This window comes from Enorma burkinafasonensis (assembly GCF_902150035.1).
Lineage (GTDB): Bacteria > Actinomycetota > Coriobacteriia > Coriobacteriales > Coriobacteriaceae > Enorma > Enorma burkinafasonensis.
The window spans coordinates 162,622-168,654 of record NZ_LR597504.1 but is presented as its reverse complement, the minus strand read 5'-3'; the positions used below and the strand labels follow the sequence as shown (position 1 = coordinate 168,654).

Below are 6,033 nucleotides of genomic sequence, written 5' to 3'. Positions count from 1 at the left end.
CCGGACATGCCGTCCTCCGATCTCCCGGGGCCGGCCGATCCGGCCCTCAGGGTATCGGGTTCCCACATTCATCCGCACATGTGCGGATGAATGTGGGAGGTGTTCGGATAAAGTTGATAATCAAGGCCTTTGCCGAATCGTCCAATACCGTCCCCGATACGATGCCTGATATGCCCCTCTGAGCGGTATAATCGGTTGGTGTATGCGCATTCGCGTATACCTGCAGCACGGTTGCAATTTGGGATGCCGGCCGCCGCGCGCCGCGTCGCCGCGAGGCGAGCCCACGGCCGCGCACCCCGTGGTAAGAGAGGGGTTCTATGTTCAAGATCCTGAAGAAGACGCAGTTCTCGGAGAAGGTCTTCGAGTTCCGCGTCCACGCGCCCAGGATGGCCAAGCATGCGCATGCCGGCCAGTTCCTCATGGTGCGCATCGACGAGACGGGCGAGCGCGTGCCGTTCACGTTCGCCAACTGGAACCCGGAGGAGGGCTGGGTCGAGTTCATCTTCATGGTCGTCGGCAAGACCACCCAGTGCCTCTCCGAGCTCAACGAGGGCGACGAGATCCGCGACATCACCGGCCCGCTCGGCTGCCCCACCGAGGTTGAGGGCGACCGCGTGGCCGTCATCGGCGGCGGCGTGGGCCTCGCCATCGCCTACCCCGTTGCCCGCACCCTCTGCGAGCAGGGCAAGAAGGTCTCCGTCATCATGGGCGCCCGCACCAAGGACCTGCTCATCCTCTTCGAGCAGTTCGCCGCGCTGCCCCTCGAGAACCTCTTCGTCACCACGGACGACGGCTCCATGGGCGAGAAGGGCGTCGTGACGCTGCCGCTGCGCCGCCTGTGCGAAACGGACGCCATCGACTCCTGCTTCTGCGTCGGCCCCGTGCCCATGATGAAGTTCTCGACCCTCACCTGCCGCGAGTTCAAGATCCCCATCGTGGCGAGCCTGAACCCCATCATGGTCGACGGCACCGGCATGTGCGGCTGCTGCCGCGTCGAGGTGGGCGGCGAGACCAAGTTCGCCTGCGTCGACGGCCCCGACTTCGATGCGAACCTCGTCGACTGGGATGACCTCGCGCATCGCCAGGCCAGCTACAAGGCCGAGGAAGCCGAATCCATCAAGCGCCATGAGGAGGATTGCGCATGCCAGAAGTAAAGTATCGCCCCAACATCGGCGCGCCCCGTACCCCTGCGAACGAGGAGCCCGCTGCTGAGCGCGCCCGCGATTTCCGCCCGGTCGACACCGGCTACACCAAGGCCGACGCCATCGCCGAGGCCAACCGCTGCCTCGACTGCAAGAAGCCGCTCTGCATGGAGGGCTGCCCGGTCGGCGTGCACATCCCGCAGTTCATCGAGAAGATCCGCGAGGAGGACTGGGCCGGCGCCCTCAAGACCATCAAGGGCGACAACCTGCTCCCCTCCGTCTGCGGCCGCGTCTGCCCGCAGGAGAACCAGTGCGAGGGCAAGTGCATCCTCGGCAAGAAGGGCGAGCCCGTCGCCATCGGCCAGCTCGAGCGCATGCTCGGCGACATGGCCGACGAGGTCGGCGAGGCGCCCGAGTGCAAGCCGTCCAACGGCAAGAAGGTCGCCATCGTGGGTTCCGGCCCCTCCGGCATCGCCTGCGCCGGCGAGCTCGCGCGCGAGGGCTTCGAGGTCACCGTCTTCGAGGCGTTCTTCACCGGCGGCGGCGTGCTCACCTACGGCATCCCCGAGTTCCGTCTGCCCAAGGCCATCGTCAAGCGCGAGATCAAGGGCCTGGAGGAGCTGGGCGTCCACTTCGAGTACAACTCGGTGGCCGGCCGTCTCTTCGACGCCGAGGAGCTCTTCAACGAGGACGGCTTCGACGCGCTCTACCTCGCCGTCGGCGCCGGCCTGCCGCGCTTCCTGCACGTCGACGGCGAGAACCTGCCCGGCGTGTACTGCGCGAACGAGTACCTCACCCGTACGAACCTCATGAAGGCGTACGAGTTCCCCGAGTACGACACGCCCATCCGCCACGGCAAGAACGTCGTCGTCTTCGGCGGCGGCAACGTGGCCATGGACGCCGCGCGCACGGCGCTTCGCCTGGGCGCCGAGCACGTCACGCTCGCCTACCGCCGCACCGAGGCCGAGATGCCCGCCCGTAAGGCCGAGGTCCATCACGCCAAGGAGGAGGGCGTCGAGATCCTCGAGCTCTGCAACCCGCTGCGCTTCCTGCCCGGCCCGGACGGCTTCGTGTCCACGATCGAGCTCCAGCGCATGGAGCTCGGCGAGCCCGACGCCTCCGGCCGCCGTCGTCCGATCCCCATCCAGGATTCCGAGTTCGCCATCCCCTGCGACGTCGCGGTCACGGCCATCGGCACGCGCGCGAACCCCTTCGCGAAGCTCTGCGCCGACGTCGAGCTCAACCGTTGGGGCCTCATCGAGACCGATGAGAACGGCCGCACCTCGAACCCCAAGGTCTGGGCCGGCGGCGACATCGTGACCGGCGCCGCCACGGTCATCCTGGCCATGGGCGCCGGCAAGAAGGCTGCAGCCGACATCAAGACGAAGCTCCTGGGCGAGGAGGCCTAAAGCCTAACCCGGCTCAGCAGGACCTTTCCAAGGCACGTGCCAAGCGGCTCCGAGCAAATGCGCTCGGAGCCGCTTTCTTTAGCGCTCTTGCAGGTACTCTCTCATATTTCACATGAGCGGCCACCCTAACGACAGGTTACCGTCGTTAGGGTGGATCACGGCATGCTAACGACACTTTAAGCGCTTAACTTGTCGTTAGAAGTTTTTTGGGGGGCGGCTAACGACAACAACCTGTCGTTAGCGACAGAAGCTACTCCACCGTGGCGCGGGCCTTGAGGGGCGCGTTCGCCGCGGCCTCCTCGACGGCGCGGGCGGCCTCCTCCTCGTAAATGCCCAGCTCGCGGAGCTTCGCCCGGTACGCGGCGGCGATCACGTCGACGCAGCCCTGGCGCCCCAGCTTGGCGCGGTTGACCACGATGTCCTTGCCCGTGTCCATGCGCCACTTGCCCGCGGAATAGCGCTTGTAGAACTGCTCGCGAGCACGCTGCTGCTCCTTCACGAGCTTGGCGCCCGCGCGCCGGTCGAGCCCGCGCTTCTTGCGCACGATCTCGATGCGCACGTCCAAAGGCGCGGTCACGAGCACGGCGATCATGTTGGGGTTCGAGCGCAGCAGGTAGTCGGAGAGACGCCCCTCGATGATGCAGCTCTCGGTCGAACCCAGATCGAGGATGACCTGGCTCATCTTCTGGAAGAGCTTGTCTGAGAGCGTGCGCGCGTCGACGCGGTCGGGCAGAAACGCAGCGGTCTCGGCGGCGAGGCGCTCGTCGTAGGCGGCGATGCGGTCGACCGGCTCATCCGTGCGCAGGCTCGAGCGCGCCAGGATCTCGTTGTCGTAGAGCGGGATACCTAGCTCGTTGGAGAGCATCTTGCCGATCTCGTGCCCCTCGGCACCGAAATCGCGCGCGATGGTGATCACGACCGGCTGGCCGGCGCGGCCCATGTCCTTGGCGGCCACGCGCTGCTCCACGCGCTGCTTGATCTTGGGGATGCTGATGATACGCATGTGCGACCCTCCCTTAGGCGGCGACCACGCGGCGCTGGTAGGCGCGCACGATCAGCGAGATGCCGAAGTTCAACACGAAGTATAGCGCGAAGACCAGCCCGTACATGAGGAGCTTGGACTCAAGGCTGGGAATCTGCGCCATGACCACGCGCGCGTTGAACATGAGCTCCATCACGCTGATGCTCGCGAGGTACGAGGAGTCCTTGATGACCGTCGTGCACTGGCTGAAGAGCGCCGGAATGATGGCCTTGAAGGTCTGCGGCAGGATGATGAGCCGCATGGTCGAGAAGAAGCCGAAGCCCTGGCTCTGCGCGGCCTCGAACTGGCTCTTGGGGATCGAGTTGAAGCCGCCGCGCACGATCTCGGCCATGACCGCCGAGGTGAACACCGTGAACGCCACGACCGACACCACGAAGTTCGACGCGCGCATCGTGAAGTAGATGAACAGGATCCACAGCAGGTTTGGCGTGCAGCGGAAGAGCTCGATGTAGGCGGTCACGATCCAGCGGAAGATCGACAGCTTGCCGTGGCAGTACTGCTTCACCATGGCGAGGATCGTGCCGAAGATGATGGAGAAGATGATGGCGAGCACCGAGATGCGGATGGTGAGCCAGAATCCGCTCATGATGAACGACAGGTTCGCGGCGTTGAATGCATCCATGGCTCTAAGCCTCCTTCGCGGTCTCGGCTACCGGCATGCGGAGCTTCTTGGCCTTGGGCACGCGCTTGGAGCGCTTCTCGAGATACTGGACGAGCAGCGCCAGCGGGAAGCAGATCACGAAGTACATCGCACACGCCACGAAATAGCCCTGCAGGTACCCGTAGGTGCCCACGAAGCTGTTGGAGCGGTACATTATGTCGCCGCCCGCCACGAGCGCGAGCACCGAGCTGTTCTTGACCAAGTTGAGCGCCTGGTTGCACAAAGGCGGCAAGATCACCTTGAAGGTCTGCGGCAGGATGATGTAGGCATACGCCTGCACCGTGGTGAAGCCCTGGCTCTTGGCTGCCTCCATCTGGCCGCGCGGCACGCTCTCGATGCCCGTACGGATGACCTCGGACACGTAGGCGGCGTGGTAGAGCCCCACGCCCACGAAGCCGAGCACGACCGGCGGGATCGCCACCGGCGCGGGCGCGCCCGTCACGATCTGCAGCAGCTGCGGCCCCATGAGGTACATGAAGATGACCTGCACCGGTAGCGGCGTGTTCTGGTAGAACTCGACGTACACGCGGCTGATGGCGCGCAGCACGCGCGAGCGCGTGGTCGAGAAGATGCCGAGCACCGTGCCCAGCACGAGCGCCAGCACCAGGCCGCAGACGACCACCTGCAAGGTGACCGAGAAGCCGTCCCAGAACGCGTCGATCGAATCGAAGGTGATCTGCCAGCGCCTGGGGTCGAGGATGCTCTCAAGCATGGCGGTCCTTTCCCCTACAACAACTCAAAACCGTACGATGTCGCAACGGGGGAGGATGCGCCGGTGACGCCCGGCCGCGCCGGGACATCAGGGCATATCCCCTCCCCTTGAGACATCGAGGCTGCGGGCACCGGATACGGCGCCCGCAGCGAATCATGCCGTGAGCCCGTTAGGCGTTGTCGCCCAGCCAGAGCTCGATCTCCTCGTCCATCCAGCCGCTGTCGAGCAGCTCGTTCACCGTCTCGTCGACGAGCTCGGAGAGGTCGGAGCCCTTCTCGGTCGCCACGCCGTAGTCCTGCGTGCCGAACTCGATCTCGGGCTGCAGCAGCTCGACGCTATCGTCCATGTAGGTGTTGAGCGTGGAGCGGTCCATAGCGAACGCGCCGACCATCCCGGCGTCGAGCGCGTCCTTGATCTCGGGGTAGGACTGGTACTCCTGGAAGGCGGGCGTGCAGGAGAAGCCCTCGTCGGCGATCATCTGCTCGACGAGCTGCTGGGTGGTGGAGCCGGTGGAGACGCCGATGGTCACGCCGTCGAGGTCCTCCATCGAGGTCCAGCCGTTGGCCTTCTTGACCATGATGCCCACCGAGTCGGTGCGGTACGGCGTCGAGAAGTCCCAGTCCTCCTCGCGCTCGGGCGTGATGGTGTAGGTAGCCGCCACGATGTCGAGCTGGCCGGAGTCGATGAGCGTGCCGCGGGTGCTCGGCGTCACCGTGGTGAACGCGCACTTGTCCTGCTCCTTGGCCTCATCGTAGCTGATGTCGAATACGGCGGCCGCGATCTGGTAGCACAGGTCGATCTCGAGGCCCTCGTACTCCTGCGTGGCCGTGTCCATGTAGCCGTAGCCCACGACGTCGGCCTTGACGCCGCAGTTGAGCACGCCGCGGTCGCGGATGGTCTGTAGCTTGGAGGCGCTCGCCGCGGAGCCCGAGCCCGCGTCGCCACCGCAGCCCGCGAGGCCGAGGCCGGCCACGGCGGCGGAGGCACCGAACATCTTGATGAAGTTGCGACGTGAGATGGACATGATGAAACCCCTTTCAGGCTCGGGCGCCCGCCGGGCGGGCCGC

Annotated in this window: 6 protein-coding genes; 2 read left to right on the top strand and 4 right to left on the bottom strand. The window is 65.6% G+C overall.

Going from position 1 to position 6,033, the window contains the following annotated elements:
* Positions 1 to 317 precede the first annotated feature (317 nt).
* Together FS885_RS04000 and gltA are read left to right on the top strand one after the other, a co-directional pair.
* Positions 318 to 1,154 carry a sulfide/dihydroorotate dehydrogenase-like FAD/NAD-binding protein gene (locus FS885_RS04000; protein WP_144743704.1) on the top strand — a complete coding sequence of 279 codons (837 nt, stop codon included), beginning with the start codon at positions 318 to 320 and terminating at the stop codon, positions 1,152 to 1,154.
* Positions 1,142 to 2,551 carry an NADPH-dependent glutamate synthase gene (gene gltA, locus FS885_RS03995; protein ID WP_144743703.1) on the top strand — a complete coding sequence of 470 codons (1,410 nt, stop codon included), beginning with the start codon at positions 1,142 to 1,144 and terminating at the stop codon, positions 2,549 to 2,551. Before FS885_RS04000 ends, gltA begins: the two co-directional genes overlap by 13 nt.
* Before the next feature lie 250 nt (positions 2,552 to 2,801).
* Here gltA and FS885_RS03990 read toward each other — a convergent pair whose 3' ends face one another.
* The 4 genes from FS885_RS03990 to FS885_RS03975 all read right to left on the bottom strand — a co-directional run bounded on the left by FS885_RS03990 (position 2,802) and on the right by FS885_RS03975 (position 5,990).
* Positions 2,802 to 3,554, bottom strand: a complete 753-nt coding sequence (locus tag FS885_RS03990) for a cytidylate kinase-like family protein (RefSeq protein ID WP_144743702.1) — start codon at positions 3,552 to 3,554, stop codon at positions 2,802 to 2,804.
* Positions 3,555 to 3,567: 13 nt separating this feature from the next.
* On the bottom strand, positions 3,568 to 4,215 hold the full coding sequence (locus FS885_RS03985; RefSeq protein ID WP_144743701.1) for an amino acid ABC transporter permease: 648 nt from the start codon (positions 4,213 to 4,215) through the stop codon (positions 3,568 to 3,570).
* A 4-nt stretch (positions 4,216 to 4,219) separates the two neighbouring features.
* A complete protein-coding gene (locus tag FS885_RS03980; RefSeq protein ID WP_144743700.1) occupies positions 4,220 to 4,966 on the bottom strand; it encodes an amino acid ABC transporter permease in 747 nt (248 codons plus the stop codon).
* A 169-nt stretch (positions 4,967 to 5,135) separates the two neighbouring features.
* Positions 5,136 to 5,990: a transporter substrate-binding domain-containing protein gene (locus FS885_RS03975; protein ID WP_144743699.1), complete on the bottom strand. Its 855-nt coding sequence runs from the start codon at positions 5,988 to 5,990 to the stop codon at positions 5,136 to 5,138.
* Between the last annotated feature and the right edge of the window lie 43 nt (positions 5,991 to 6,033).

Excerpts from the sequence above, each read along its gene's own strand:
- FS885_RS03990 (WP_144743702.1), bottom strand. The coding sequence starts at position 3,554 with ATGCGTATCATCAGCATCCCCAAGATCAAGCAGCGCGTGGAGCAGCGC.
- FS885_RS03975 (WP_144743699.1), bottom strand. The coding sequence starts at position 5,990 with ATGTCCATCTCACGTCGCAACTTCATCAAGATGTTCGGTGCCTCCGCC.
- FS885_RS04000 (WP_144743704.1), top strand. The coding sequence starts at position 318 with ATGTTCAAGATCCTGAAGAAGACGCAGTTCTCGGAGAAGGTCTTCGAG.
- FS885_RS03985 (WP_144743701.1), bottom strand. The coding sequence starts at position 4,215 with ATGGATGCATTCAACGCCGCGAACCTGTCGTTCATCATGAGCGGATTC.
- FS885_RS03980 (WP_144743700.1), bottom strand. The coding sequence starts at position 4,966 with ATGCTTGAGAGCATCCTCGACCCCAGGCGCTGGCAGATCACCTTCGAT.
- gltA (WP_144743703.1), top strand. The coding sequence starts at position 1,142 with ATGCCAGAAGTAAAGTATCGCCCCAACATCGGCGCGCCCCGTACCCCT.